A 26,471-nucleotide genomic window follows, 5' to 3' on the forward strand; every position below is an offset into this window, starting at 1 on the left:
AGAGGTGCGCGGATGTCAGCCGCCCGCAGAACGACCACCGTCCGGAAGAAGGCGCTCGCCGTCGGCGCCCTCACCCTCGCTCTCGCCACCGGCCTCGCCGGCTGCTCAGGCTCCGACGACACCGCCACGAACGGCTCGGCAGGCGGCGCGGGTGCCAAGAAGGGCCCCGCCGCGGCCCCGGAGACCGCGCCCCGGCTGATCGGCGACGGGTCGACCGCCTTCACCGGCGCTCAGCCCCGTCAGCCGGTCTGGCAGCGCCTCAAGCCGGGCGAGGCCCCGCCGCAGTTCGTGGTCTTCTCGTGGGACGGCGCCGGCGAGGACAGCCAGAAGCTCTTCTCCCACTTCCGCGCGGTGGGCAAGAAGTACGACGCGACCATGACGTACTTCCTCAGCGGCGTGTACCTGCTGCCGGAGGAGAAGCGGAAGCTCTACGACCCGCCGCAGCACAGCGCCGGCCGCTCCGACATCGGCTTCAACGACGTCGAGGGCATCCGCGCCACCGTCCGCGAACTGCGCGCCGCGTGGCAGGAGGGCAACGAGATCGGCACCCACTTCAACGGCCACTTCTGCGGCAACGACGGCGGGGTCGGCACCTGGTCGGTCGAGGAGTGGAAGAGCGAGATCAACCAGGCCAAGTCCTTCGTCAAGCACTGGAAGACCAACGCCGGACTGCGTACCGAGCAGCCGCTGCCCTTCGACTACGACAAGGAGCTCGTCGGCGCCCGCACCCCCTGCCTGGAGGGCCGGAAGAACTTCGTCAAGGCGGCGGCGCAGATGGGCTTCCGCTACGACACCAGTGGCGTCAACGACCAGATCTGGCCCAAGAAGGACCTGGGCCTGTGGGACCTGTCGATGCAGCTCGTGCCCGTCCCGGGCCGCGCCTTCCAGACCCTCTCCATGGACTACAACTTCCTGGTGAACCAGTCGCCGGGCACGACCCAGGGCGACCCGTCCCAGCGCGAGTACTGGGGCGACCAGATGCGCGACGGCCTGGTGCAGGCCTTCGAGCGCTCCTACAAGGGCAACCGCGCGCCGCTGATCATCGGCAACCACTTCGAGTCCTGGAACGGCGGCGTCTACATGCGGGCCGTCGAGGAGACCATCGCCACCGTCTGCGTGCAGAAGGACGTCAAGTGCGTGTCCTTCCGCCAGCTCGCCGACTGGCTCGACGCCCAGGACCCCGACGTCATCGCCAAGATGCGCACCCTGAAGGTCGGCGAGGCGCCGGCGGCCGGCTGGAAGGCCTTCCTCACCCCCCAGCCGGCAGCCCCGGCGGGCGCCCCTGCCACCAAACCGGCCGCACGGCACTGAGCGCCTGGGGCAGCTCACGTCGGTGAGCGCTCGGGCGAGGTCCAACCGCTGAGCGCTTCGGCCGGGCTCAAGCAGGCTGAACGGCGCTGAGCCCTTCGGAGAGTACGAAATCGGGGTCGACCTGCGCCGCCAGGTCGGCCCCGGTCTTGGCGTTGCCCCAGCTCTCCGCGTTGCGCAGGTGGAAGTGGACCATCTGGCGCGTGTACCGCTCCCAGTCGCGGTGGGCGTACGAGTCGTCCGCCGCGTCCTGGAGGGCCTGGAGCGACATGCGGTTCTCCGCCTCCAGGAGCTCGAACCGGGGTGGCCGGCCCTTCTCCATCGCGCGCACCCAGTCCGAGTGCCCCACCGTCACGAGCAGGTCCTCGCCGGCCTCCTCGCGCAGGAAGTCGAGGTCGTCCTGGCCCTGCACCTTGTTGCCGACGACCTTGAGCGCCACACCGAAGTCCCGCGCGTACTCCTTGTACTGGCGGTAGACCGAGACACCCTTGCGGGTCGGCTCGGCGACCAGGAAGGTCATGTCGAAGCGGGTGAAGAGTCCGGAGGCGAAGGAGTCCGAACCCGCCGTCATGTCGACGACCACGTACTCGTCCACCCCGTCGACCAGGTGGTTCAGGCAGAGTTCCACCGCGCCGACCTTGGAGTGGTAGCAGGAGACCCCGAGGTCCGATTCCGTGAACGGCCCGGTCGCCATCAGCCGGATCTCGCCGTCGTCGAGCAGGACCGGACGAGCGCACGCCTCGTACACCGGGTTGTCCTCCCGGACCCGCAGCAGCCGCGAACCCTCCCCGGGCGGCGTCGTCTTGATCATCGTGTCGGCTGAGGTGATTCGCGGGTTGGTCCCCCGGAGGTACTCCTTGATGAGCGGCAGATGCGCGCCCATCGCGGGCAGCGCGGCGGCCTCCGCCTCGGGCAGGCCGAGCGCGACGCCCAGGTGCTGGTTGATGTCGGCGTCGACGGCGACGACCGGGGCTTCGTTGGCGGCGAGGTGGCGGATGAAGAGCGAGGACAGCGTGGTCTTGCCGCTGCCGCCCTTCCCGACGAAAGCGATCTTCATGTTCACCTAGGGTAGCGGGTCGATTGCGTGCCGTGGTCAAGCTTCGTGAAGAAGACCACTCCATCGTGGGGCTGGCGCTCGGGGCGCGTAGCCTCCCTACTTATGAGTACGCACGCCTCTGACCCCTTGGCCGCCCTCGGCTCCCTGCCGGGTGTCGCCGAAGCCGTGGACTCCGTACGCAAGGCCGTCGACCGGGTCTACGGCCACCGCGTGATGCGCCGCCGCAGCAACGAGATCTCCTCCGAGGCGGCCCTGCGCGGCGCACGCGGCTCGGCCGCGCTGTCGGGGGCCGACTGGGCCCTGGAGGAGGTCCGTCGGCGGACCGACTTCAGTGCCGACGCCGAGGCGCGCACGGTCGGCGCCGCTCTGCGTCTCGGGGCCGAGGCGGGCCAGCTGCTCTCCATCTGGCGCCAGTCGCCCCTTCGCGTACTCGCCCGCCTGCACCTGGTGGCCGCCGGGGACGCCGGAATCCCGGTCGGTAGCGGTGGCACCGCTACTGGTGCTGGTACCGGCGTCGGTCTCGGCGATTCCGTGGGCAGGCCCCGGCTGGACGGGGAGACGGTCGACGAGCCCCTCATCAGCGCCCCGCTGCCCACCCCCGCCGAGGTCGCGGGCCGGCTCGACGGCCTTGCCGAGCTGATCGTCGCGGGCAGCGAGGCCCCTGCGCTCGTGACGGCCGCCGTGGTCCACGGCGAGCTGCTCGCTCTGCGCCCCTTCACCTCCTACAACGGCCTGGTCGCACGGGCGGCCGAGCGGATCGCCCTGGTCGGCAGCGGCCTCGACCCCAAGGCGATCTGCCCCGCCGAGGTCGGCCACGCGGAGCAGGGCCGGGCCGCGTACGTGGCCGCCTTCGAGGGGTACCTGTCGGGCACCCCGGAGGGCGTGGGCGCCTGGATCGCCCACTGCGGCCGCTCGGTCGAGCTGGGTGTCCGGGAGTCGACCGCCGTCTGCGAGGCGCTCCAGCGCGGCGCGGCCTGAGGCCACGCTTCCTTCCGCAGGGGGCAGCCCCCGCGGGGAAGGCGAGGCCCCTTGCGGGGTAGGGGCGTACGTCGGAGGCGCGGCCCTCGGGGCGAGGCGTGGGGCGGGCCTTTACGACGAGGCTTGCGTCGCGCTCAGGCGGGACGGGCCGGGGGTCCGGTGCCCAGCCGGCCCAGCGCCCGGAAACGGGTTGCGGCGGCACCAGTCCTGGTACCGCCGCTGGCACGTCCACCCAGTTACCAAGCGTCCTCGATATGTGCCCATCAGGCCGGGAACTTTGCCCGTGGCCTGGTGCGGCTGGCCCGTAATCGACGGGTCGACGTCGCGTGGGTGCCCGGTTTCAGTGCTAGGTCCGTGGGGCCTTCATGCTCAACAGGTGATCCTCTCGGATGTCCTTGGTCTCGCGGGCCTGATTCCTTTCTACTCCTGTCCGAGGGGAAGCGAAAGTGCTGGCTTCACTTCTCTGGCCGATTGCTCAAATTAGGGCAAAGTCCCCGTCGAGTCATTGGGCGAGGGCGGCCTGCCGACGCCGGGCCGCGTACCAGACGAGTCCCGCCCCCACGGCCGCCGCTCCCACCGCGGCGGCGGCGACGAGCGTGGGGCGGGGCGGCATCCGGAACGCCGGCAGCCGCTGCTTGAGGCGTACCGGCTTCTCGAAGGCGAGGACCGGCCACTCCCGGGCCACGGCCTCACGGCGCAGCGTCCGGTCAGGATTCACCGCGTACGGGTGGCCGACGGCCTCCAGCATGGGGATGTCGGTCGCCGAATCGCTGTACGCGTAACAGCGCGAGAGGTCGTAGCCCTCCGACGCCGCGAGCTCCCGGACCGCCTCTGCCTTAGTCGGCCCGTAGGCGTAGTACTCCACCTCACCGGTGAAGCACCCGTCCTCGCCGACCACCATCCGGGTGGCGACGACCCGGTCGGCGCCGAGCATCTCGCCGATCGGCTCGACCACCTCGGCGCCGGAGGTCGAGACGATCACGACGTCGCGGCCGGCGGCGTGGTGCTCCTCGATGAGGGAGGCCGCCTCGTCGTAGATGATCGGGTCGATCAGATCGTGAAGGGTCTCGGCGACGAGCTCCTTCACCTGGGCGACGTTCCAGCCTTTGCAGAGCGCGGAAAGATATTCCCGCATCCGCTCCATCTGGTCGTGATCGGCTCCGCCCACCAGGAAGACGAACTGGATGTAGGCCGTCCGCAGGGCGGCGCGGCGGCTGATCAGCCCGCCCCGGTAGAAGGACTTGCTGAAGGTCAGCGTCGATGACTTCGCAATGACCGTCTTGTCCAGGTCAAAGAAGGCGGCTGTGCGCGGCAAGGAGTGGTTTTCCACAAGCCCGAGCATAGGTGCCCGCCATTCGGCGTACCCCGCGGCGCGTGGGTTTGCCTGAGAGGGCTCTCGGGTACACCATGGAAGTCACGGATCGTTCGCGACCGTGCTAACCCGGTCCGGCTCCTCCCCCCCCGAGTCGGCCGGAGAGACGACCCCCGCTCTCCCCCCCGGCGGGGGTCGTCGCATGTCCGGAGCCATTTTGGCCCTGTGTGCCATCGCGCGCTCCCTTCCTTCCGTTCATCGGTCACGAGTCGGCCGAGGCTCCGCCCAGCTCTCGACACATCACTCACGGTAATCGTCGGGCTGCGTTCCGGACAGTCCCCGCCGGGGTGGGGAAGTTATTCACAGCCCCTCGCTTATCCACAGTTTTTCGGCAAGATCGGCACGATTTCCGAGACGGCCCCACCGTGATTCCTGTCGCGATGTTCGCGGACGGCAGGAATCACGAGAGGAGGGGCGCCGTGGAGACATCCAGGACTTCCCGGGCCGGCGGGACGACACGCGGTTCGGTTCGGTGGGGACGGGACTCGCGGGGGTCGGAGGCGCGAGGAGACGAACCGAGGGCGGCGGCCTCGCCGCGGCCGGGCGAGCCGTGGCCGGACGGGACAGGGGCAGACAGGCCGGGGGCGGACGGACCGCGCCGGGCCGGGCCTCTCATCGTCACCGAGGACCTCGGGCTGCTCGATGACCTCCTGAGGCTGTGCGCGGCGGCCGGGGTCGAACCCGAGGTACACCACCGGGTGCCCGAGCGGCGGGCGAGCTGGACCGATCCGCCGCTCGTCCTGGTCGGCGGCGACGTCGCTGCCCGCTGCCGGGGAGCGGTGCGCCGCCCGGGGACCCTCCTCGTCGGCCGTGACGGGGACGATCCGGCGCTGTGGCGACTGGCGGTCGAAATCGGAGCGGAGAGCGTGCTGAGCATCCCGGGCGCGGAGAGCCTCCTCGTCGACCGTCTCGCCGATGCGGCCGAGGGTGCGGGCAGGGTGGCGCTGACCGTCGGCGTCGTCGGCGGCCGGGGCGGCGCGGGGGCCTCCACGCTGGCCTGTGGTCTCGCGCTGGCCGCCGCGAGGGCCGGGCACCGCACGCTGCTCGTCGACGGTGACCCGCTGGGCGGAGGGCTCGACGTGTTGCTCGGCGGCGAGCGCGAAGAGGGCAGACGATGGCCCGACTTCGCCGCATCGAAGGGCCGTCTCGCCGGCGGCGCCCTGGAGGAGTCCCTGCCCTCCGTGCGCGGTGTCCGGGTCCTCAGCTGGGGCAGGGACGCGGCCGCTCCGGTGCCGCCCGAGGCCGTGCGGTCCGTGCTCGCCGCCGCGCGCCGCCGGGGCGGGGCCGTCGTGGTCGACCTGCCGCGGGCGGCCGACCCGTCGGTCGCCGAGGCTCTGGCTCAGCTCGACCTCGGACTGCTGGTCGTCCCAGGCGAGTTGAGGGCCGTCGCGGCAGCCCACCGGATGGTCTCTTCGATCGGACCTGCCGTACGCGACCTTCGCGCGGTGGTCCGCGGACCGTACGCGGCGGGGCTCGACGAGCGATGGGTCGCCGAAGCGCTGCGGCTGCCGCTCGCGGGTGAACTCCCTTACGACCCGCACCTCGTGGACGACCAGGACGCGGGAGTGCCGCCGGGCGCCGAGCCGCGGGGGCCCCTCGGGCGGTTCTGTACCGCCTTCTGGGAGCACGCCGGTGGTGCGGCATGACGGGGGCGGGGGTCGCGGCCTGGGGTGCGGTCGGTGGGGCCGGTGACGGCACGGCACTCCTCGACGCCGTGCGGCAGCGGCTCGCGGCGAGCGGGGCCGAGCCCACCCCGGCGCGGGTGGCGGCGGCGCTGCGGGCCCAGGGGAAACTGCTCGGCGACGCGGAAGTCCTCGGCGCGGCGGAGGAGTTGCGGTGCGAACTGATCGGCACCGGTCCGCTGGAGCCGCTGCTCGCCGACCCGGCGGTCACCGACGTCCTGGTCTCCGCGCCCGACCGGGTGTGGGTGGACCGCGGCACCGGTCTGGAACGGGCACCGGTGTCCTTTCCCGACGCAGCCGCCGTCCGCAGGCTCGCTCAACGGCTCGCGGCGGTGGCAGGGCGCCGGCTCGACGACGCCCGGCCCTGGGTCGACGCACGGCTTCCCGACGGGACCCGGATGCACGCGGTGCTGCCGCCGGTCGCGGTCGGCTCGACGTGCCTGTCGCTGCGGGTGGTCCGCCCACGCGCCTTCTCCCTGGAGGAGCTGGTCGCGGCGGGCACCGTGCCACCGGGCGGCGCCCCGATCCTGCGGGCCCTGATCGACGCCCGCGTGTCGTACCTCGTCAGCGGCGGCACGGGGACGGGCAAGACCACACTCCTCGCCTCGCTCCTGGGACTCGTGGGGGAGCGGGAGCGGATCGTGCTCGCCGAGGACTCGGCGGAGCTGCGGCCGGACCACCCGCATGTGGTGCGCCTGGAGGCACGGCCCGCGAACCAGGAGGGCGCCGGTCTCGTCACCCTGCGGGACCTGGTCCGCCAGGCGCTGCGGATGCGCCCCGACCGGCTGGTGGTCGGCGAGGTCAGAGGCGGCGAGGCCGTGGACCTGCTCGCCGCTCTCAACACAGGTCATGAAGGCGGCTGTGGAACGGTCCATGCCAATACGGCGGCCGACGTCCCGGCGCGACTCGAAGCCCTGGGGACGGCGGCCGGTCTCGACCGGGCCGCTCTGCACAGTCAGCTCGGCGCGGGGCTGTCGGTCGTGCTGCACGTCGTACGGGACCGGGACGGGCAGCGGCGGATCGCCGAGGCGCACGTCCTGGAGCGGGACCGGGACGGCCTGGTCCGGACGGTGCCGGCGCTGCGGTGGGGCGCGGCAGGGTTCGAGCGGGAGCGGGGCTGGGAGCGGCTGAGGACGCTGATCGGAGGGGGTTCGTGATGGCGGGGGAACTGGTGCCGGTGCGGGGCGCGGCACACGGAGCGGCGGCGCTCTGCGCGGTGCTGGCCCTGTGGTGGGCGGTCGAGTGGAAGCGCGGTGCGGGCCGGGCGCGGGCGGTGCTGGCGAGCGGACCTCCCGAGGGGCGCGCCGGCTGGCAGTGGCCGGCGGTGGCCGTGCGATGGTGGGCCGCGCTGCGGGGGCGGCGTGCGTGGTTGTGCCTGCCGGCGGCGGGAGTTCTCGCTCTTGTCGGCGAGTCACCGCTTCCGCTGGTTGCGGGGGCGCTGGCGGTCCCCCTGGTCGGACGGCGGCTGCGGGCCGCCGCGCGCAGGAGGGAACGGGAGGCGCGGGCCGAGCGGGTCGTGGCCCTGTGCGGGGCGGTCGTCGGCGAGTTGAGAGCCGGATGGCAGCCCGCTCAGGCGTTGTCCTTCGCGGCGCGGGAGACGGGCGCCCTCGGCGCCGCGGAGGCGCCGGTCCTCGCGGCGGCCCGGTTCGGCGGAGACGTGCCGGAGGCGCTGCGGTGGGCGGCCCGGCAGGACGGCGCCGACGGGCTCGCGGGCATGGCGGCCTGCTGGCAGGTGGCCGTGGACGGAGGTGCGGGTCTGGCGGCCGGGCTCGACCGGCTGGAGGCCGCCCTGCGGGACCACCGTGAGCAGCATGACCGCCTGCGGGCCGAACTGGCCGGCGCCTGGGCCACCGTGACGGTCCTCGCGCTCCTCCCCGCGGCCGGACTCGCTCTCGGTGCCGCTTTGGGGGCCGAGCCGTTGCGGGTGCTGCTGCACACACCGGCAGGGCTGGGCTGCCTGGTTGTGGGCGGGGCGCTGGAGGCGGCCGGACTGTGGTGGGCCGCGCGGATCGTACGAGGAGGGGAGCGGGCGTGATCCACGAAGCGCTTCATCCGGTGCCGGCCGGCGTTCGGGCGGCAGGCCTTCTGCTCCTGGCGGCGGTCCTGTGCGGGCAGGGCGTCATGGAGGTGCTGCGCGGACTGCGGGCACGCCGGACGCGGCGACGGGCGGGGACCCTCCTGGCGAGCCCGGAACCGCAGCGCCTGAAGTCCTGGATCCGGCTGCCGTCGGCGGCGCGGCTCTGGCTGGTGCCCCTCGCAGGGGCCGGCATCGGCTGGGTGCTGTTCGGCGTGGTCGGTGGCCTGTGTGCCGGGGCTCTGGTGACGGCAGGGGTGAGGCGGGCAGCCGCGAGGCGGACCTCGCCGCCGGCGGAGGACGAGGAGGCGGCCCGTCACCTTCCGCTCGCCGCCGACCTGTTGGCCGCCTGCGCCGCCTCCGGTGCCGGGCCCGGTGAGGCGGCGGAGGCGGTGGGCCGGTCGCTCGGCGGTCCGCTCGGCGAACGTCTCACCCGCACGGCCGCCGAACTGCGGCTCGGCGGCGAACCGGCCGAGGTGTGGGGGAGGTTCGGTGCGATAACGGGCGCCGAGGGGCTGGCCCGCTGTATGGAGCGGGCCGGTTCCTCGGGAGCGCCGGCGGCGGAGGCCGTCGCCCGGCACGCGACCGCCCTGCGCAGTGCTCGCGCCCGCGCCGCGGCAGCCGCGGCGCAGCGGGCGCAGGTGCTGATCAGCGCTCCCGTGGGGCTCTGCTTCCTGCCGGCCTTTCTGGCGGTGGGAGTGGCTCCGGTGGTGATCGGCCTCGCGAGGGGGCTGCTGGACGCCTGAACACGGACGACGAGAACGCGCACGACAGAAGACGACGAGGTACGGGGACATGGCAAAGCACCAGATGGCACAGCGCGACGAGACGCGGCAGGACGAGACGGGTCGGGACGAGGAGGTCGGCATGGGAGTCGGGGTACGGCTGGGTGGTTGGTGGCGGGCGCGGCGGGCGGCAGCGCGCCGAGACGAGGGAATGACCACGTCCGAGTACGCGGTGGGGACGATCGCCGCGGCGGCGTTCGCCGCCGTGCTCTACAAGATCGTGACCAGCGGGGCGGTCTCGGGGGCGCTGGAGTCGGTGATCGGAAAGGCCCTCGATGCGCCGTTCTGACCGGGGTTTCGTGACCGTGGAGGCGGCCATGGTCCTGCCCGTCCTGGCGCTCTTCACGGTGACGCTGCTCTGGGCGCTGGCCGCGGCCGCCGCGCAGATCCGGTGCGTGGACGCGGCACGGGCGGGGGCGAGGGCGGCGGCCCGTTCGGAGCCGGTGGCCTCCGCCGAGGCGGCCGCCCGGGCCGCCGCGCCCGGGGGAGCCCGGGTGTCGGTGGTGCGGGAGGGCGAGCTGTGGCGGGTGACGGTGGAGTCGGCGGCCCCGGGCCCCCGGGGCATGGGAGTCACCCTGAGAGCCGGCGCGGCGGCCCTCGCCGAGGACACGCTGGACGGCCGGACGCCGTCACGGGCGGCGGGGTCCGGGGCGTCTCCCGACGGGGGAGCGCCGTGACGGGCTGCGGGGGCCGGGGTGTCCCTGGGCGGGGGAGCGCCGTGACGGGCCGCGGCGCCCGGGGCGCCCCGGGGCGAGCGAGCGCTACGACGAGCGCCTCCGCCCAGGGCATGCACAACCAGGGCGCCTCCGGTCGGCCTGCCCCCGGTCGGCCTGCCCCCGGTCAGCCTGCCCCCGGCCGGTCCGCCCCCGGTCGGCCTGCCTCCGGCCGGCCTGCCTCCGGCCAGGGCGCCTCCGCTCAGGGCGCCCCCAGCCAGGGCGCCCCCCGCTATGGCGCCTCCGGCCAGGGCACCCCTCGTCAGCGTGGTGATCGTGGGGCGGCGACCGTGTGGGCTGCGTTTGCGGCGTGTGTGTTGTGCGTGGTGTTCGGGGTGGTGCTGGCGCTCGGGCAGGCGGTGGCGGTCAGGCACCGGGCCGGTGGTGCCGCCGATCTGGCCGCGCTCGCCGCCGCCGACCGGGCGCTGTGGGGCGAGGCCGAGGCGTGCGCCGCGGCCTCGCGGGTGGCCGCCGCGCAGGGCGCCGTGCTGGCGCGGTGCGCGGTGCGGGACGGGGTCGCTGAGGTGACCGCCCGGGTCGTGCGCGGCCCGTACCGGCCGGAGGTCAGGTCGCGGGCGGGTCCTCCGGGGCTTCCCTCAGGAGCTCCGTGAGGAGGCGGACCGCACCGCGCTTGTGGAGCGGATCGTTGCCGTTGCCGCACTTGGGGGACTGGATGCAGGAGGGGCAGCCCGCCTCGCACTCGCAGGAGGCGATGGCCTCCCGGGTGGCCGTCAGCCAGGCGCGGGCGGTGTGGAAGGCGCGCTCGGCGAAGCCCGCGCCGCCCGGGTGCCCGTCGTACACGAAGACGGTCGGCAGCAGGGTGTCGGGGTGGAGCGGTACGGAGACTCCGCCGATGTCCCAGCGGTCGCACGTGGCGAAGAGCGGCAGCATGCCGATGGAGGCGTGTTCGGCGGCGTGCAGGGCGCCCCCGAGGATCTCCGGGGTGATCCGCGCGGTGTCGAGCTGGTCCTCGGTGACCGTCCACCACACCGCCCGGGTGCGCAGGATGCGGGGCGGCAGGTCGAGCTTGGTCTCGCCGAGCACCTCGCCGGTGATGAGACGGCGGCGCAGGAAGGAGACGACCTGGTTGGTGACCTCGACGGAGCCGTAGCAGAGGCGGCCGGCTCCCCAGGGGATCTCGGTGTCCGTTTCGAGGACGGTGATGGAGGTGGTGTCGCGGGCGGTGGTGGAGTACGGGGGGACGGCCTCTTCGACGAGGGCGACGGAGTCCTTGAGGTCGAGTTCCCGCACCAGGTAGGTGCGGCCCTGGTGGAGGTGGACGGCGCCCTCGTGGACGGCGGTGTGGGAGGCGGCCTCGTCGACCGTGCCGAGGAGGCGGCCGGTGCCGGCCTCCACGATCCGGACGGGGCTGCCGCCACCGCCCCGGATGTCGGTGAGGTCGGCGGCCCGCTCACGGCGGGTCCAGTACCAGCCGGTGGAGCGGCGGCGCAGCAGGCCGGCGCCTTCCAGCTGGGGCAGCAGCCCGGGCGCGGCCGGGCCGAAGAGAGCGAGGTCGGTCTCGGTCAGCGGGAGTTCCGCGGCGGCGGCGCACAGATGGGGGGCGAGGACGTAGGGGTTGTCGGGGTCCAGGACGGTCGTCTCGACCGGTTGTTCGAAGATTGCCTCGGGGTGGTGGACGAGGAAGGTGTCCAGCGGGTCGTCCCGGGCGACCAGGATCGCGAGGGCGCCCTCACCCGATCGGCCGGCGCGGCCCGCCTGCTGCCAGAGCGAGGCCCGGGTGCCCGGGTATCCGGCGATCACGACGGCGTCCAGGCCGGAGACGTCCACGCCGAGCTCCAGGGCGGTCGTGGCGGCCAGGCCGAGGAGTTCGCCGGAGTGCAGGGCCCGCTCCAGGGCGCGGCGCTCCTCGGGCAGGTAGCCGCCCCGGTAGGCGGCGACACGGCGGGCGAGCGCGCGGTCGGTCTCGGCCAGCCGTTCCTGGGCGATCACCGAGATCAGCTCGGCGCCGCGCCGGGACCGGACGAAGGCGACGGAGCGGACGCCCTGCCGGGTCAGGTCGGTCAGCAGGTCGGCGGTCTCGGCGGTGGCGCTGCGGCGCACGGGCGCGCCGCGCTCGCCCTGCAGCTCGGTGAGCGGCGGCTCCCAGAGGGCGAAGACCAGCTCGCCGCGCGGGGAGGCGTCGTCGGAGACCTCGGTGACCGGCAGGCCGGTGAGGCGGCCGGCCGCCAGGGCGGGTTCGGCGGAGGTGGCGGAGGCGAGGAGGAAGACCGGATCGGAGCCGTACCGGGCGCAGACGCGGCGCAGGCGGCGCAGTACCTGGGCGACGTGGGAGCCGAAGACGCCCCGGTAGGTGTGGCACTCGTCGATCACGACATAGCGCAGGGAGCGCAGGAAGGAGGACCACCTGGGGTGGGAGGGAAGTATGCCCCGGTGCAGCATGTCGGGATTGGTGAGCACGTAGTTCGCGTACTGCCGGACCCACTCGCGCTCCTCCACCGGTGTGTCGCCGTCGTAGACGGCGGGGCGGATCCGGTTGCCGAGCGGGGTGGCGAGTTCTCGCACGGCGCGCCGCTGGTCGGCCGCGAGGGCCTTGGTGGGCGCCAGGTAGAGGGCGGTGGTGCCGCGGCCGTTCGGGGCCTCGGAGCCGTCCAGGAGGGTGCTGAGGACCGGGGCGAGGTAGGCGAGCGACTTGCCGGAGGCGGTGCCGGTGGCGATCACGACGGACTCGCCGTCCAGGGCGTGCTCGGCGGCCTCCGCCTGGTGTGCCCAGGGGTGCTCGATCCCGGCCTCCTGGATCGCCGCGATCACCTCCGGACGGATGCGGTGCGGCCAGACGGCATGACGGCCCGCCCGGGCGGGCATGTGCTCCGTATGAGTGATGCGCGCGGCCCGGCTCTCGCCCGAGGAGAGCCGGTCGAGGACCATGCCGGGAGAGGGGCGGCTGCCCGTCTCCCCGGCATGACTACGGGGGCGCTTGTTCTTGGCCATCGGCACCGAGTGTGTCACTGCCATGACGGACAATGCTTCCAAGGCGTCGTGCATGGCTGCAGGTAAGTGATTGAATGCCATCGCGGCTGGCGTTCCGTTCCTCGGCTCCGCCCCGGAGACGCGAGGGGACGATCGCCCGATAGCAAGGTGCTGGAGGATCCGTGGACCTGTCCCTGTCGACTCGCAATGTGTCCGGTGCTGGTGGTGACCGTACGGTCGTCGAGGTCGGTGGCGAGATTGATGTGTATACCGCGCCCAAGCTGCGCGAGCAGTTGGTCGAGTTGGTGAACGACGGCAGCTATCACCTGGTCGTCGACATGGAGGGCGTGGACTTCCTCGACTCCACCGGCCTCGGTGTGCTCGTCGGCGGCCTGAAGCGCGTTCGCGCGCATGAGGGCTCGCTGCGTCTGGTCTGCAACCAGGAGCGCATTCTGAAGATTTTCCGGATCACGGGCCTCACCAAGGTGTTCCCGATCCACACCTCGGTCGACGAGGCCGTCAACGCCCTCGACTGAGCCCAGGGGGTTCGCATGGCCACCGTTGAACTCCGCTTCAGCGCTCAGCCCGAGCACGTCCGCACGGCCCGTCTGGTGGCCGCCGCGGTCGCGCGCCGGGCGGGCGTGGACGAGGCGGTCCTCGACGAGGTGCGTCTCGCTGTGGGTGAGGCCTGTTCCCGTGCGGTCGGGCTGCACCGCAGCAACGACGTCGTGACCCCCATCCGGGTCGCCCTGACCGAGGAGGAGAAGACGTTCTCCATCGAGGTCGGCGACGAGGTGCCGGGCGCGGGGGTGGCGGCGGCCGATGCCGTCGGTGTCCCCGGCGCGCGGGCCGCGGCCCCGGCCGAGGACTTCGACGACGCCGACGGCGAGGACGAGATGGGGCTCGCGGTGATCCGCGGGCTCGTCGACGACGTCGAGGTGAGCGCCGGCGAGGACGGCGGGACGATCCGGATGAGATGGCCGGTGAGTCCGGCGGGCGTCGTGCCCTGACCCGTACGTGAAGTGAGAGAAGAGGCCCTGCGTCGCAGGGCCTCTTCTTTTTCGTTCCGGCTCGTCCCGGCGGCTTCTTTCCGTCCCCGGGTCTTCGCTACCGTCCGGTCGTCCTCGCCCACGAATGGCGCATCCCCGTATGTGCCGGTTCATCTCCCTATGATCCGTCCCCATGTACCCCACATCTCTCGCCGCGGCGGTGCTCACGAGCGGGAACCGGACGATCGTGGTCGTCGTCGCGGCCGTCGCCCTCGCCGCCCTGGTCGTCGCGTGGATCCTCGTCCGCCAGGTGCTCGCGGCCGGTGAGGGCACCGAGAGGATGAAGGAGATCGCCGCCGCCGTGCAGGAGGGGGCCAACGCCTACCTCGCGCGGCAGCTGCGGACCCTCGCCGTCTTCGCGGCCGCCGTGTTCTTCCTGCTGATGCTGCTGCCCGCCGACGACTGGTCGCAGCGTGCCGGACGCTCCCTGTTCTTCCTGGTCGGGGCGCTTTTCTCGGCGGTCACCGGTTACATCGGCATGCGGCTCGCCGTACGGGCCAACGTGCGGGTCGCCGCCGCGGCCAGAGAGGCCACTCCGGCGCCGGGTGAACCCGAGAAGGACCTGAACGAGGTCGCGCACCGGGCCATGCGGATCGCGTTCCGTACGGGTGGGGTCGTCGGCATGTGCACGGTCGGCCTCGGGCTGCTCGGAGCCGCCTGCGTCGTCCTCGTCTACGCCGCCGACGCGCCCAAGGTCCTGGAGGGATTCGGACTCGGCGCCGCGCTCATCGCCATGTTCATGCGAGTGGGCGGCGGCATCTTCACCAAGGCCGCCGACGTGGGCGCCGACCTCGTCGGCAAGGTCGAGCAGGGCATCCCCGAGGACGACCCGCGCAACGCCGCCACCATCGCCGACAACGTGGGCGACAACGTCGGCGACTGCGCCGGCATGGCGGCCGACCTCTTCGAGTCGTACGCCGTGACCCTGGTCGCCGCCCTCATCCTCGGCAAGGCGGCCTTCGGCGACGACGGCCTCGCGTTTCCCCTGATGGTGCCCGCGATCGGCGTGGTCACCGCTGTGATCGGGGTCCTCACGGTCGCACCGCGGCGCGCCGACCGCGGCGGGATGAGCGCGATCAACCGCGGATTCCTGGTCTCGGCGGTGATCTCGCTGGCGCTCGTCGCCGTCGTCGCCTTCGTGTACCTGCCGTCCTCGTACGCCGGACTCGACGGCGTCACCGAGCCGGGCATCCGCGACCACGGCGGCGACCCGCGGGTCCTCGCCCTGGTCGCGGTCGCCCTCGGCATCGTCCTCGCCGCGCTCATCCAGCAGCTCACCGGCTACTTCACCGAGACGAGCCGGCGGCCGGTCAGGGACATCGGCAAGTCCTCGCTCACCGGCCCCGCGACCGTCGTCCTCGCGGGTGTCGCGCTCGGCATGGAGTCCGCCGTCTACACGGCCCTGCTGATCGGACTCACCCTCTACGGGGCGTTCCTGCTCGGCGGCGCCTCGATCATGCTGGCGCTGTTCGCGGTGGCCCTCGCCGGGACGGGACTGCTCACCACCGTCGGGGTGATCGTCGCGATGGACACCTTCGGCCCGGTCGCCGACAACGCGCAGGGCATCGCGGAGATGTCAGGGGACGTCACCGGGGCGGGCGCGCAGGTCCTCACCGACCTCGACGCCGTCGGCAACACCACGAAGGCCATCACCAAGGGCATCGCCATCGCCACCGCCGTCCTGGCCGCCTCGGCGCTCTTCGGCTCGTACCGGGACGCCATCGCGACCTCCGTCGCCGACATCGGGGAGTTCGGAGTGAAGGCGGGCGAGGTGACGCTCTCGATGGACATCTCGCAGCCCAACAACCTCTTCGGCCTGATCCTCGGAGCGGCGGTCGTCTTCCTCTTCTCCGGGCTCGCGATCAACGCGGTGTCCCGGTCCGCCGGATCGGTCGTCTACGAGGTGCGGCGGCAGTTCCGCGAGCACCCCGGGATCATGAACTTCACGGAGAAGCCGGAGTACGGGCGGGTCGTCGACATCTGCACCAAGGACGCGCTGCGCGAACTCGCCACGCCCGGACTGCTCGCCGTCATGGCCCCGATCGCGGTCGGTTTCGCGCTCGGTGTGGGCGCGCTCGGGGCGTACCTCGCCGGGGCGATCGGCACGGGCGCCCTGATGGCGGTCTTCCTCGCCAACTCCGGTGGCGCCTGGGACAACGCGAAGAAGCTGGTCGAGGACGGGAACCACGGCGGCAAGGGCAGCGAGGCGCACGAGGCGACCATCATCGGGGACACGGTCGGCGACCCGTTCAAGGACACGGCGGGCCCGGCGATCAACCCCCTCCTGAAGGTGATGAACCTGGTGGCGCTGCTGATCGCCCCGGCGGTCGTGCGGTTCAGCTACGGCGGCGACGCGAGCGCCGGACTGAGGGCGGCGCTCGCGGCGGTCGCGATCGTCGTCGTGGTGGGCGCGGTCCGCGCCTCCAAGAGGCGCTCCGTGGCGGTCTCCTGACGTGGCGTCCGTCTCACGGGCGACGTGGCACCCGTCTCGTCGATGAGGTGCCCTCCGTCCTGTCAACGACGTGGCATCCGTCTCATCAACGGGGTCGCGGGCAGGGGCATCCCTTGGGTCAAAAGGTTGCAATCTGGGCGGAATCCGTCGCACGAAAGGTGGAAGTAGCCCGTTCGGCGTGTATGTTCCGGGGCCGAGAGCCTTGGAAGGGACCGATCCGTTGAACAAGAAGCTTGCGGCCGCACTGTCCGGCGGCGCGGTACTGGTGCTCGCGCTGTCCGGTTGCAGCGACGACGAGGGCGACAAGGTGGGCGACTGGGCGAAGACGTTCTGCGACCAGGCGAAGCCCCAGATCCAGAAGCGCGCCGACGCCCACCAGATCATCATCTCGACCGCCGCCGACAGTAAGCCGGCCGAGATCCAGTCCGCCGACTCGAAGGCGTTCCAGGACATCGCGAACGCCGACCGCGCCCTCGCGAAGGCCGTCGAGGCCGCGGGCGCCCCGCCCGTCGACAACGGCCAGAAGGTCCAGCAGGACGCGATCAAGGAACTCAACGCCACCGCGCTGGCCTACGAGGGGCTCAAGAAGCAGGTCGACGCGCTGGACCCGTCGAACCAGCAGAAGTTCGCGGACGGCCTCCAGGGCGTCGCCGACGGCCTGACCAAGATCGAGAAGATGGACCAGAACGCCCTGTCCAAGCTGGAGGAGGGCGAGCTGGGCCAGGCGATGGCCAAGCAGCCCGGCTGCCAGAAGCCGACGGCCTCGGCCCCGCCGAAAACCTCGGCCTCCCCGAAGGCCGGCTCCACCGCCGACTCCGGCTCCGGCGCGGACGCGGAGTCCGACACCGACTCCGGTTCCTCGGCGCCGACGAAGAAGGCGTCCGCCAAGCCGACCAAGAAGTCCTCGGCGGTCAAGAGCGAGGAGTAGGGCCCGGCGGCCGATCGGCCCGGCGGTGGCGGCGATCGGCCGCACGCCGCCGGGTCGGCCGCCCTGATGTCGGTGGCGGCCGTCACAATGGAGCGGTGAGTACGACCAGCCTGCCTCCCCGCCTCCCGGTGCCCGCGCACGCCGCCCGTCTGCGCGAGGCCCTGCTCGCCGCCGACTTCACCGCCGACGGACTGCTCGACCTGCTCGGCGCCCCGGCCTACGCGGCGCTCGCCCGCAGCGAGACCGTGCCCGCCCTGCGCGCCACCCGCGGCGACTCCCCGCTGGAGACCCTCGTCCGGCTCTTCCTGCTCCAGGAGCCCGTCACGGCAGGCCGGGCCGCCGCCGCGCTCCCGCTGGACGAGGCCCTCGCCGACGGCTGGGTGGTGAGCGAGGACGACACCGTCCGCGCCACGGTCGACGTCCGGCCGTACGGCGGACCGGACGGCGAGGACTGGTTCATCGTCTCCGACCTGGGCTGCGCGGTCGGCGGCGCCGGCGGGATCGGGAAGAAGGACGAGGGTGTCGTCCTCGGTGTCGGTGGCGCCTCCACGACCCTCGCCGGCATCACGGTCCGTACGCCGGTCTCCTCGGCCCTCGACCTCGGCACCGGCTCCGGCATCCAGGCGCTGCACGCCGCCCAGCACGCCACCCTGGTCACCGCCACCGACCTCAACCCGCGCGCCCTGGACTTCACCCGGCTCACCCTCGCCCTCTCCGGGGCCAGGGAGGCCGAGTTGCTGACCGGCTCGCTCTTCGAGCCCGTCGACGGCGACACGTACGACCTGATCGTCTCCAACCCGCCGTTCGTGATCTCCCCCGGCGCCGGGCTGACCTACCGGGACGGCGGGATGAGCGGCGACGACCTCTGCCGCACGCTCGTGCAGCAGGCCGGAGAGCGTCTCAACGACGGCGGGTACGCCCAGTTCCTCGCCAACTGGCAGCACATCGAGGGCGAGGAGTGGCAGGAGCGGCTGCGGTCGTGGGTGCCGCGCGGCTGTGACGCCTGGATCGTGCAGCGGGAGGCCCAGGACATCACCCAGTACACGGAGCTGTGGCTGCGGGACAGCGGCGACCACCGCGGCGACCCGGAGGCCTACCGGGCGGCGTACGACCGCTGGCTCGACGAGTTCGAGGCGAGCAAGACCCGCGCGATCGGCTTCGGCTGGATCACGATCCGGCGCAACGAGGCCGTGGCCTCCGGCGAGGTCGAGCCCTCGATCGTCGTCGAGGAGTGGCCGCATCCCGTCGAGCAGCCCCTCGGCCCCACCGTCCGCGCCCACTTCGAGCGCCAGGACTACCTGCGCGCCCGCGACGACGCCGGGCTCCTCGCCGACCGGTTCACCCTCGCGCCCGAGGTCGTGCAGGAGCAGGTCGGTCTGCCGGGCGCCGAGGACCCCGAGCACGTGGTGCTCCGGCAGAACCGGGGCATGCGCCGCGCCACCAGGGTCGACCACGTGGGTGCGGGGTTCGCCGGCGTGTGCGACGGCACGCTCAGCGCGGGTCGCATCCTCGACGCGATCGGGCAGCTGATGGGCGAGGACCCGGTCATGCTGCGGGACCGCACCCCGCAGGCGATCCGGCTGCTCGTCGAGGAGGGCTTCCTGCTGCCGGTGACCGAGGGAAGCGGCGCTTGATACGGATCGAACCGGACGAGACCCTGTGGGGAGGGGGCGATCGAGCCGGGTTGGCCGACGATGCGCCGGCTCGCCGAGGACCCTTCACCTGAAAGGCCCTCAGTGATGTTCCGTTTCCTCGGCACCGCCCGGCTGTCGTCAGCGGCGGAGCGCTCTCCTCCCGGGCGCTCCTCAACCGGACCACCCCGCCGATGTTCATCGGAACGCTGCTGGTCGGACCGCTGCTCCAGGTTTTCCTCTTCGTCCTCCCCGGGCGGGAAATCGGTGTAGCCGACGCTCGTTTCCACCTCGTGGGCAACGCCGTCCTCGCAGCTTCCGCCTCCTGCGTGTACGGCGGCACGACCGCCGGCGCCGACGTGCGCCGGTGTGGCGCCGCCGTCCTGCTCTCGCCCCGCCGCTGGGCCCCGATCCAGCTCGGGCGAGCCCTCCCGTACGTCCTCAACGGGCTGCTCGGCCAGGGACCAGCCGATGTGACGAAAGAGCGGCAGGGAAGGGAGGCGGAGATGAGGAGTCGGTCACTACCGGCCATCTTCGTGAAACGCGCGAGACGGCCCGCTCCGTTCACCCGCAGTTCGTGCCCCCGATGCCGGGGGGTGTCAGCCTCGGCCGCGAGAGGCGAACACCGCACGTGAACGGAACGGGGTACGGGCATGGAGAGCGGGCCGGCGATCTTCGCGGGGGCGGCGTTCACGCTGTTCGGAGGCGCGCTGCTGCTGTGGACCGCCGTGCGGACGCTGCACCGCGAGCCCGTGGCGTACGGGGTCGCCCCGCGCGCGGCGGTCGCGCTGACGAGCCTCTCCGGCGCTGTCTCCCTGGCCCTCGGCCTCTGGTGCTTCGGCCGCCTCTGATCCCTCCGCCGACTCCGCCGATCCCCTCCGTCGACTCCGCCCGCGATCCCTCCGGTGACGGCACCGTCCGGGACGGCCGCCCCGCCCGAGCGGGAGTCTGGGCGGCAGGAATGCCAGGACTCGGGTTACCGTTCGAGTGGCCGTTGCGGGCTTTTGCCGTTTGACACGGGGGCGGGTTGTACCGTCACACTCCGCAGCGACGGGAGCATCACCGTCCGTGCCGCTGTCGTGCGTGCCAGTGCCGTACGTGCCAGAGAGTGTCGATCCGGAGAGAAGAGCGAAGTTGTCCCCGACCAGCGAGACCGCACACGGCGGCCGCCGACTCGTCATCGTCGAGTCGCCTGCCAAGGCGAAGACGATCAAGGGCTACCTCGGCCCCGGCTACGTCGTCGAGGCGAGCGTCGGGCACATCCGCGACCTCCCCTCCGGCGCCGCCGAGGTGCCCGAGAAGTACACCGGCGAGGTGCGCCGCCTCGGCGTCGACGTCGAGCATGACTTCCAGCCCATCTATGTCGTCAACGCCGACAAGAAGGCGCAGGTCAGGAAGCTCAAGGAGCTGCTCGCCGAGTCCGACGAGCTCTACCTCGCCACCGATGAGGACCGCGAGGGCGAGGCCATCGCGTGGCACCTCCAGGAAGTCCTGAAGCCCAAGGTCCCGGTCCACCGGATGGTCTTCCACGAGATCACCAAGGACGCGATCCGCGAGGCCGTCGCGAACCCGCGCGAGCTGAACCAGCGCATGGTCGACGCCCAGGAGACCCGCCGCATCCTCGACCGGCTGTACGGCTACGAGGTCTCGCCGGTCCTGTGGAAGAAGGTCATGCCGCGGCTCTCCGCCGGCCGCGTGCAGTCCGTCGCCACCCGCCTCGTCGTCGAGCGGGAGCGCGAGCGCATCGCCTTCCGTTCCGCCGAGTACTGGGACCTCACCGGCACCTTCGGCACCGGCCGCACCGGTGACGCCTCCGACCCGTCCTCGCTGGTCGCGCGGCTCGCGACGGTCGACGGCCGGCGCGTCGCGCAGGGCCGCGACTTCGGCGCCGACGGGCAGCTGAAGACCGCGAACGTGCTCCAGCTGGACGAGGAGAACGCGCGGGCACTGGCCGCCGCGCTCGCCGACACGGCGTTCTCCGTCCGCTCGGTCGAGTCGAAGCCGTACCGCCGCTCCCCGTACGCCCCCTTCCGGACCACCACCCTCCAGCAGGAGGCGAGCCGCAAGCTGGGCTTCGGTGCGAAGGCGACCATGCAGGTGGCGCAGAAGCTGTACGAGAACGGCTTCATCACCTACATGCGTACGGACTCCACGACCCTGTCCGACACCGCCGTCGGGGCGGCACGGGCGCAGGTCACGCAGCTGTACGGCGCCGACTACCTGCCGGAGAAGCCGCGCGTCTACGCGGGCAAGGTCAAGAACGCCCAGGAGGCGCACGAGGCGATCCGGCCTTCGGGTGATCGTTTCCGCACCCCGGCGGAGACCGGTCTCACCGGCGACCAGTTCAAGCTGTACGAGCTGATCTGGAAGCGGACCGTCGCCTCCCAGATGAAGGACGCGACGGGTAACTCGGTCACCGTGAAGATCGGCGGCACCGCCGCCGACGGCCGCGACGCCGAGTTCAGTGCCTCCGGCAAGACGATCACCTTCCACGGCTTCATGAAGGCGTACGTGGAGGGGGCCGACGACCCGAACGCGGAGCTCGACGACCGCGAGCGGCGCCTGCCGCAGGTCGCCCAGGGCGACGCGCTGACCGCCGAGGAGATCACGGCGGACGGCCACGCGACCAAGCCGCCGGCCCGCTACACCGAGGCCTCGCTGGTCAAGGAGCTGGAAGAGCGCGAGATCGGCCGCCCGTCCACGTACGCCTCGATCATCGGCACCATCCTCGACCGCGGCTACGTCTTCAAGAAGGGCACGGCGCTCGTCCCGTCCTTCCTGAGCTTCGCCGTCGTCAACCTCCTGGAGAAGCACTTCGGGCGGCTCGTCGACTACGACTTCACCGCCAAGATGGAGGACGACCTCGACCGCATCGCACGCGGCGAGGCCCAGTCCGTGCCGTGGCTGAAGCGCTTCTACTTCGGTGCGGGCGAGTCCGGCGGCGCGGGCGCGGCGGCGGACGCCGGGAACGGCGACGGCGACCACCTCGGCGGCCTCAAGGAGCTCGTCACCGACCTCGGCGCGATCGACGCGCGCGAGATCTCCTCCTTCCCCGTCGGCAACGACATCGTGCTCCGCGTCGGCCGCTACGGCCCGTACGTCGAGCGCGGCGAGAAGGAGCAGGAAGGCCACCAGCGGGCCGACGTGCCCGAGGACCTCGCGCCCGACGAGCTGACCGTCGAGCTCGCCGAGGAGCTGCTCGCCAAGCCGAGCGGCGACTTCGAGCTGGGCACCGACCCCGTCAGCGGCCACCAGATCGTCGCCAAGGACGGGCGTTACGGCCCGTACGTGACGGAGATCCTGCCCGAGGGCACCCCGAAGACCGGCAAGAACGCGGTGAAGCCGCGCACGGCCTCCCTCTTCAAGTCGATGGCCCTCGACACCGTCACCCTGGAGGACGCGCTCCGGCTGATGTCCCTGCCGCGGGTCGTCGGCACGGACGCCGAGGGCGTCGAGATCACCGCGCAGAACGGCCGCTACGGCCCGTACCTGAAGAAGGGCACGGACTCGCGGTCGCTGACGGACGAGGAGCAGCTCTTCACGATCACCCTCGAAGAGGCGCTCGCGATCTACGCCCAGCCGAAGCAGCGGGGCCGTGCCGCGGCCAAGCCGCCGCTGAAGGAGCTGGGCACCGACCCGGTCAGCGAGAAGCCCGTGGTCGTCAAGGACGGGCGCTTCGGCCCGTACGTGACGGACGGCGAGACCAACGCCACCCTGCGCACCGGCGACAGCGTGGAGACGATCACGCCGGAGCGCGGCTACGAGCTGCTCGCCGAGAAGCGGGCCAAGGCCCCGGCGAAGAAGACCGCCAAGAAGGCCCCGGCGAAGAAGACCACGGCGAAGAAGACGGCCACGAAGACCGCGGCGAAGAAGACCACGACCGCCAAGAAGACGACGGCCGCGAAGAAGACGACCACGGCGAAGAAGACCGCTGCCAAGAAGACGGCGGCGGCCAAGCCGGAGTAGTCCCCGACGCGGTGCGGAGGAGGGCGGGAGCGGTGCTCCCGCCCTCCTACGTTTGTTCGGGCGCGGGCCGCGGGGAGCGAGGCCGTCCGGATAGGGTGGACGGATGACGCGAGCAGAGCAGCCAGACCGCCTGGGCGATTCCGATGCCGCACTCGTCGCGGATTCCCGGGAGCGCGCCGTACGCGCCCTCTTGCGCCACCAGCCGTTGCGCAGGCTGTGGAGCGCCCAGGCGCTCGGCAGCACCGGCGACGCCCTCGCCCTCCTCGTCCTCGTCCTGCTCGGCCTTCAGGCGGCCGTCGCCGAGGGCGCGCTCGGGGGCGGCGCGCGGGGAGCCGCGTTCGCCGTGGCAGCCGTCGTCGGCGCCCGCCTGCTGGCCTCGGTCCTCTTCGGGGCCGTCCTCCTCGGGCCGCTGACCGCCCTCACCGGGCCGTCCGGACCGCTCGACCGGCGCTGGACCATGATCGGTGCCGACGGGGTGCGGATCGCGCTGCTCGTCATCGCCCCGCTGTGGATCGACTGGACCCCCGGCAGCGCCCTCTGGTACCTGCTCGGCACCGTCTTCGTCACCGGTGCGGCCGAGCGGCTGTGGACCATCGGCCGCGAGGGCGCCGCGCCCGCGCTGCTGCCCGCCCCGCCCCTGGAGGGCGCCGCCGTACGCCCGCTGCCCGACCACCTCGGCGCGCTGCGCCGGCTGTCCCTGCGGACCGGCTTCCTCGCCGTCCCCGCCGCGGCCGCCGCCCTGCTCGTCGCCACCCTCGTGGGGAACCTGTTCGGCGCCGGGATCGACTGGTTCTCGCTGCACCAGGCGGCCCTCGGTTCCTACCTCGCCGCCGGACTCTTCGCCGCCTGCGTGACCGTCCTGTACGCGATGGCGCTGCCCGGCGAGGAGACGCCCCGCCCGCGCTCGCCCCTGGAGGGCCTGCGTCGGCCGTCGGCGGGGAAGCCCGGTGAGCCTGACAAGGGCCGCACCGGCGCGCTGCCGCTGCTCGTCCTCGCCTCCGCCACCGTCGCCGGGGCGATCGCCGCGGCCGCCTCCCTCGCCGTGCTCCACGCGTACGACCTGGGCGGCGGGCCCGTCACGTACGCCCTCCTGATCCTGGCGCTCAGCGGCGCCGCCGCCGTCGGCATCCGCACGGCGGGCTCCGTCCTGCCCGTGCTGTCCCGGCGCCGGCTGCTCGCCCTCGCCACCGCCGCCACCGGCGTCGCCCTGATCGCGACGGGCCTGGTGCCGGACACAGCGACCGTGCTGTTCCTCGCCGTCCTCGCCGGGTACGCGGCCGGGGTCGCCGCCAACACCGGCCACACCCTGATCGACCAGGAGACCGAGGAGCCCCGCCGGGCCAGGACCACCGAGCACCTCCAGGCCACCGCCCGCGTCGCCATGGGCCTCGGCGCGCTCGCCGCACCGCTCCTCGCCGCCGCGATCGGGCCGCACCGGCTCGCCTCCGGCGACTTCGTCTTCGCCCACGGCGGCGCCGCCTTCACGCTCGCCCTCGTCGGCGCCCTGCTGCTTCCGGTCGCCGCGCTGCTCCTCGCGAAGACCGACGACCGGGCGGGCGTCCCGCTCCGCCGCGACCTGCGCGACGCGCTGCGCGGCTCCGACCCGGCCCAGGCCCCCGCCCCGACCGGCTTCTTCATCGCCCTGGAAGGCGGTGACGGCGCCGGGAAGTCCACGCAGGTCCAGGCCCTCGCCGAGTGGATCCGCGCCAAGGGCCACGAGGTCGTCGTCACCCGCGAACCGGGGGCCACCCCCGTCGGCAAGCGCCTCCGCTCGATCCTCCTCGACGTGTCGTCGGCGGGGCTCTCGAACCGCGCCGAGGCCCTGCTGTACGCGGCCGACCGCGCCGAGCACGTCGACTCCCTGGTCCGTCCGGCCCTGGAGCGGGGCGCGATCGTGCTCTCCGACCGGTACATCGACTCGTCCGTGGCCTACCAGGGCGCGGGCCGTGACCTGTCCCCGACGGAGATCGCCCGCATCTCGCGCTGGGCGACCGACGGCCTCGTCCCGCACCTGACCGTGGTCCTCGACGTCTCCCCGGAGACCGCGAGGGAACGGTTCACCGAGGCGCCCGACCGGCTCGAGTCCGAGCCGCCGGAGTTCCACGCGCGCGTACGGGCCGGTTTCCTGGCCCTCGCGGCCGCCGACCCCAGCCGCTACCTCGTCGTCGACGCCGGCCAGGAGCCCGAGGCCGTCACCACCGTCGTACGCCACCGGCTCGACCGGATGCTGCCGCTCTCCGAGGCCGAGGTGAAGGCCGCGGAGGAGGCCCGCCGGAAGGCCGAGGAGGAGGCGCGGCGCCGGGCGGAGGAAGAGGCCGCTCGCAAGGCCGAGGAGGAGCGCCTGGAGCGTGAGCGCCAGGAGCAGCTCGCCAGACTCCGGGCCGAGGAAGAGGAGCGCAAGCGGCGCGAGGAGGAGGAAGCGCGCCGCCTGGAGGCCGAACGGCAGGCCGAGGAGGCCCGCCGCAGGGCCGAGGAGGCCAGGCTCGCCGCGGAGGCCGCCGCCGAGGAGGAGCGCAGGCGCCTCGCGGCCGAGGAGAAGGCCCGCGAGGAGGAGCGGGAGCGGCTCCGCAGGGAGGCCGAGGAGGAGGCCCGACTGCGGGCCGAGGCCGAGGAACGCCGCCTGGAGAAGCAGCGCAAGGCCGAGGAGGCCCTGCTGCGCGCCGAGGAGGCCCGCCGGATGGCGGAGGCCGCCGCGGCCGCGAAGGCCGTGGAGGAGGCGGCTGCCAAGGCCGCCGCGGAGAAGCTCGCCGCCGAGGCCGCCGCGAAGGCGGCGGCGGAGCGGGCTGCCGCCGAGCGCGCGGCGGCGGAGCTCGCCGCCGCGGAGCGGGCCGCCGCCGCGAAGGCGGCCCGGGAGAAGGCGGCCCGGGAACGGGAGGCTGCGGAGCAGGCGGCCGCGGAGCGGACGGCGGCCGCCGAGAGGGCCGCGGCCGAGAGGGCGGCTGCCGCTGAGCGGGCCGCTCGTGGCAATGGTTCGGCCGGGGACCCCCGTTCCGCCGAGGTGTCGGCGAGCGAGGTCACCGTAGCGACCCCGATCGTGAAGCCGGACGCGCCGACCGTCTCGCCGGACGAGATCACGGTGGAGACGCCGATCGTGAAGCCGGAGACGGCCGACCGTCCGGTGCCGTCCGAGCGGCCGGAGGCGGAGACCGCCGTGCTGCCGCAGATCCGCGACCCGCAGGACGTGGAGGAGACCGCGGTACTGCCCCCCGTACGGGACCCCAGGGCGTCCGACCCCGTCGACCGGGTGCCGCGGGGCATCTTCCGCGAGGAGACCGCCCGGCGGGACGAGGCGCGCGGGGCGAACGACCGGACCCGTGAGCTGCCCCAGCTCGACGAGAACGGCCGGCCGCGCCGCCGCTCCGACTGGGCGGAGGAGACCCCGCTCGACGATCTGCCGACCCTCGCGGACGAGCTGTTCGGCCCGCACGAGGACGAGGACGAGGGCCCCCGGCGCCGCCGCTGAGGCCGCCGCCGAGGTCATCGCGGGGGCGGAGCTCACTCCGCCCCCGCCCCCGTCCCCGACGGGGGTTGTCAGAGCGCTGCCCCAC

Annotated in this window: 20 protein-coding genes; 17 read left to right on the forward strand and 3 right to left on the reverse strand. The window is 73.2% G+C overall.

The window, feature by feature from the left end; genetic code table 11:
- Positions 1 to 12 precede the first annotated feature (12 nt).
- A complete protein-coding gene (locus ACZ51I_RS21055) occupies positions 13 to 1,311 on the forward strand; it encodes a polysaccharide deacetylase family protein (RefSeq protein WP_468877928.1) in 1,299 nt (432 codons plus the stop codon).
- A gap of 67 nt (positions 1,312 to 1,378) precedes the next feature.
- Here ACZ51I_RS21055 and ACZ51I_RS21060 read toward each other — a convergent pair whose 3' ends face one another.
- The gene (locus ACZ51I_RS21060) at positions 1,379 to 2,365 is read right to left on the reverse strand and encodes an ATP-binding protein (RefSeq protein ID WP_468877930.1); all 987 of its coding nucleotides are present in this window, start codon (positions 2,363 to 2,365) and stop codon (positions 1,379 to 1,381) included.
- Between the two features lie 102 nt (positions 2,366 to 2,467).
- On the opposite strand from ACZ51I_RS21060, the gene ACZ51I_RS21065 reads away from it, so the two are divergent.
- Positions 2,468 to 3,343 carry a Fic family protein gene (locus tag ACZ51I_RS21065; RefSeq protein WP_468877932.1) on the forward strand — a complete coding sequence of 292 codons (876 nt, stop codon included), beginning with the start codon at positions 2,468 to 2,470 and terminating at the stop codon, positions 3,341 to 3,343.
- Between the two features lie 502 nt (positions 3,344 to 3,845).
- On the opposite strand, the gene ACZ51I_RS21070 is transcribed toward ACZ51I_RS21065, so the two are convergent.
- Positions 3,846 to 4,685 (reverse strand): HAD family hydrolase, encoded by an 840-nt coding sequence (locus ACZ51I_RS21070; protein ID WP_468877934.1) that lies wholly within the window; start codon positions 4,683 to 4,685, stop codon positions 3,846 to 3,848.
- A 644-nt stretch (positions 4,686 to 5,329) separates the two neighbouring features.
- Between ACZ51I_RS21070 and ssd the strand changes: the two genes are divergently transcribed.
- The 7 genes from ssd to ACZ51I_RS21105 all read left to right on the forward strand — a co-directional run bounded on the left by ssd (position 5,330) and on the right by ACZ51I_RS21105 (position 10,580).
- Positions 5,330 to 6,361, forward strand: coding sequence for a septum site-determining protein Ssd (ssd, locus tag ACZ51I_RS21075; protein ID WP_468878215.1), 1,032 nt, complete (start codon positions 5,330 to 5,332; stop codon positions 6,359 to 6,361).
- Positions 6,358 to 7,554, forward strand: a complete 1,197-nt coding sequence (locus tag ACZ51I_RS21080; RefSeq protein ID WP_468877937.1) for a TadA family conjugal transfer-associated ATPase — start codon at positions 6,358 to 6,360, stop codon at positions 7,552 to 7,554. The genes ssd and ACZ51I_RS21080 overlap by 4 nt, the downstream gene beginning before the upstream one ends.
- On the forward strand, positions 7,554 to 8,432 hold the full coding sequence (locus tag ACZ51I_RS21085; protein ID WP_468877939.1) for a type II secretion system F family protein: 879 nt from the start codon (positions 7,554 to 7,556) through the stop codon (positions 8,430 to 8,432). The genes ACZ51I_RS21080 and ACZ51I_RS21085 overlap by 1 nt, the downstream gene beginning before the upstream one ends.
- Positions 8,429 to 9,217 (forward strand): type II secretion system F family protein, encoded by a 789-nt coding sequence (locus tag ACZ51I_RS21090; RefSeq protein ID WP_468877942.1) that lies wholly within the window; start codon positions 8,429 to 8,431, stop codon positions 9,215 to 9,217. The genes ACZ51I_RS21085 and ACZ51I_RS21090 overlap by 4 nt, the downstream gene beginning before the upstream one ends.
- Positions 9,218 to 9,338: 121 nt before the next feature.
- Positions 9,339 to 9,545 carry a DUF4244 domain-containing protein gene (locus ACZ51I_RS21095; protein ID WP_468878217.1) on the forward strand — a complete coding sequence of 69 codons (207 nt, stop codon included), beginning with the start codon at positions 9,339 to 9,341 and terminating at the stop codon, positions 9,543 to 9,545.
- Entirely contained in the window at positions 9,532 to 9,933 is a 402-nt protein-coding gene (locus ACZ51I_RS21100) for a TadE family type IV pilus minor pilin (protein ID WP_468877945.1), read from the forward strand. Before ACZ51I_RS21095 ends, ACZ51I_RS21100 begins: the two co-directional genes overlap by 14 nt.
- Positions 9,934 to 10,043: 110 nt before the next feature.
- On the forward strand, positions 10,044 to 10,580 hold the full coding sequence (locus tag ACZ51I_RS21105) for an Rv3654c family TadE-like protein (protein WP_468878220.1): 537 nt from the start codon (positions 10,044 to 10,046) through the stop codon (positions 10,578 to 10,580).
- Here ACZ51I_RS21105 and ACZ51I_RS21110 read toward each other — a convergent pair.
- Complete coding sequence (locus tag ACZ51I_RS21110; protein ID WP_468877946.1) at positions 10,534 to 12,999, reverse strand: DEAD/DEAH box helicase; 2,466 nt, start codon at positions 12,997 to 12,999, stop codon at positions 10,534 to 10,536. The two genes, ACZ51I_RS21105 and ACZ51I_RS21110, sit on opposite strands and share 47 nt — an antisense overlap.
- An 80-nt stretch (positions 13,000 to 13,079) precedes the next feature.
- Between ACZ51I_RS21110 and ACZ51I_RS21115 the strand changes: the two genes are divergently transcribed.
- From ACZ51I_RS21115 to tmk, 8 genes are all read left to right on the forward strand, one after another.
- The gene (locus ACZ51I_RS21115; RefSeq protein WP_468877948.1) at positions 13,080 to 13,433 is read left to right on the forward strand and encodes an STAS domain-containing protein; all 354 of its coding nucleotides are present in this window, start codon (positions 13,080 to 13,082) and stop codon (positions 13,431 to 13,433) included.
- Between the two features lie 15 nt (positions 13,434 to 13,448).
- Complete coding sequence (locus tag ACZ51I_RS21120) at positions 13,449 to 13,907, forward strand: ATP-binding protein (RefSeq protein ID WP_468877950.1); 459 nt, start codon at positions 13,449 to 13,451, stop codon at positions 13,905 to 13,907.
- Between the two features lie 172 nt (positions 13,908 to 14,079).
- Positions 14,080 to 16,398, forward strand: coding sequence for a sodium-translocating pyrophosphatase (locus ACZ51I_RS21125; RefSeq protein ID WP_468877953.1), 2,319 nt, complete (start codon positions 14,080 to 14,082; stop codon positions 16,396 to 16,398).
- A 220-nt stretch (positions 16,399 to 16,618) separates the two neighbouring features.
- Entirely contained in the window at positions 16,619 to 17,326 is a 708-nt protein-coding gene (locus tag ACZ51I_RS21130; protein ID WP_468877956.1) for a small secreted protein, read from the forward strand.
- Positions 17,327 to 17,421: 95 nt separating this feature from the next.
- Positions 17,422 to 18,960, forward strand: coding sequence for a DUF7059 domain-containing protein (locus ACZ51I_RS21135; protein ID WP_468877959.1), 1,539 nt, complete (start codon positions 17,422 to 17,424; stop codon positions 18,958 to 18,960).
- Positions 18,961 to 19,610: 650 nt separating this feature from the next.
- On the forward strand, positions 19,611 to 19,808 hold the full coding sequence (locus tag ACZ51I_RS21140; RefSeq protein WP_468877961.1) for a hypothetical protein: 198 nt from the start codon (positions 19,611 to 19,613) through the stop codon (positions 19,806 to 19,808).
- 283 nt (positions 19,809 to 20,091) lie between these two features.
- Positions 20,092 to 22,923, forward strand: coding sequence for a type I DNA topoisomerase (gene topA / locus ACZ51I_RS21145; protein ID WP_468877964.1), 2,832 nt, complete (start codon positions 20,092 to 20,094; stop codon positions 22,921 to 22,923).
- A gap of 103 nt (positions 22,924 to 23,026) precedes the next feature.
- Positions 23,027 to 26,386 carry a dTMP kinase gene (gene tmk, locus ACZ51I_RS21150; RefSeq protein ID WP_468877967.1) on the forward strand — a complete coding sequence of 1,120 codons (3,360 nt, stop codon included), beginning with the start codon at positions 23,027 to 23,029 and terminating at the stop codon, positions 26,384 to 26,386.
- Positions 26,387 to 26,471 lie beyond the last annotated feature (85 nt).

It is taken from the genome of Streptomyces sp. NPDC034084, from assembly GCF_055575535.1.

Coding starts and splice junctions, on each gene's coding strand:
- ACZ51I_RS21100 (WP_468877945.1), top strand. CDS start 9,532: ATGCGCCGTTCTGACCGGGGTTTCGTGACCGTGGAGGCGGCCATGGTC.
- ACZ51I_RS21070 (WP_468877934.1), bottom strand. CDS start 4,685: ATGCTCGGGCTTGTGGAAAACCACTCCTTGCCGCGCACAGCCGCCTTC.
- ACZ51I_RS21080 (WP_468877937.1), top strand. CDS start 6,358: ATGACGGGGGCGGGGGTCGCGGCCTGGGGTGCGGTCGGTGGGGCCGGT.
- ACZ51I_RS21125 (WP_468877953.1), top strand. CDS start 14,080: ATGTACCCCACATCTCTCGCCGCGGCGGTGCTCACGAGCGGGAACCGG.
- ACZ51I_RS21120 (WP_468877950.1), top strand. CDS start 13,449: ATGGCCACCGTTGAACTCCGCTTCAGCGCTCAGCCCGAGCACGTCCGC.
- ACZ51I_RS21060 (WP_468877930.1), bottom strand. CDS start 2,365: ATGAAGATCGCTTTCGTCGGGAAGGGCGGCAGCGGCAAGACCACGCTG.
- ACZ51I_RS21085 (WP_468877939.1), top strand. CDS start 7,554: ATGGCGGGGGAACTGGTGCCGGTGCGGGGCGCGGCACACGGAGCGGCG.
- ACZ51I_RS21065 (WP_468877932.1), top strand. CDS start 2,468: ATGAGTACGCACGCCTCTGACCCCTTGGCCGCCCTCGGCTCCCTGCCG.
- ACZ51I_RS21110 (WP_468877946.1), bottom strand. CDS start 12,999: ATGGCATTCAATCACTTACCTGCAGCCATGCACGACGCCTTGGAAGCA.
- ACZ51I_RS21095 (WP_468878217.1), top strand. CDS start 9,339: ATGGGAGTCGGGGTACGGCTGGGTGGTTGGTGGCGGGCGCGGCGGGCG.
- ACZ51I_RS21105 (WP_468878220.1), top strand. CDS start 10,044: ATGCACAACCAGGGCGCCTCCGGTCGGCCTGCCCCCGGTCGGCCTGCC.
- tmk (WP_468877967.1), top strand. CDS start 23,027: ATGACGCGAGCAGAGCAGCCAGACCGCCTGGGCGATTCCGATGCCGCA.
- ACZ51I_RS21055 (WP_468877928.1), top strand. CDS start 13: ATGTCAGCCGCCCGCAGAACGACCACCGTCCGGAAGAAGGCGCTCGCC.
- ACZ51I_RS21140 (WP_468877961.1), top strand. CDS start 19,611: ATGGAGAGCGGGCCGGCGATCTTCGCGGGGGCGGCGTTCACGCTGTTC.